This window comes from Rhodococcus sp. B10, assembly GCF_011770055.1.
GTDB classification, from domain to species: Bacteria; Actinomycetota; Actinomycetes; order Mycobacteriales; family Mycobacteriaceae; genus Rhodococcoides; species Rhodococcoides kyotonensis_B.
On sequence record NZ_JAAFYV010000104.1, the window covers coordinates 1 to 437 of the forward strand.

Genomic DNA, 437 nt, shown 5'->3' on the forward strand with positions numbered 1-437 from the left:
GGTCTCCTGGCAGGAAAGGCGGCGAACGGGCACCACAATACGCGAATGTGCTCCCCCTTGTGCAGGGGCATCACCGCACAGATCGTCGTCAGATTGCCGTGCGACAATACCCCGCCTCAGCGCGCCGTGTTTGCCGCGCGCTTCTGCCCGACCTGACCATAGGAGAACCGGACGCATGTTCGGCGATATCACGCGTTTTCTGCTCGACACGATCTTCTCGCTCTTCGGCGCGGCGCTGCTGCTGCGCGCCTGGACGCAAGCGGTGCGGCTGTCACCGCGCAATCCGCTGTCGCAGGCCATCTTCCAGCTGACCGGCTGGCTGGTGCACCCGCTGCGCCGGGTGATTCCGGCCACGGGCTATATCGACTGGTCGTCGCTGGTGGCCGCCTATGTCACGGCGCTTGTCTATCTGTTCCTGCTGGTGGCGTCGGTGGGCG

1 protein-coding gene is annotated in these 437 nt (G+C 65.4%); it reads left to right on the forward strand.

What is annotated here, in order from left to right:
* Window positions 1-175: 175 nt before the first annotated feature.
* Window positions 176-437 (forward strand): YggT family protein (locus RhoFasB10_RS25855; RefSeq protein WP_167679351.1); only part of this gene is annotated, 262 nt, incomplete at its 3' end.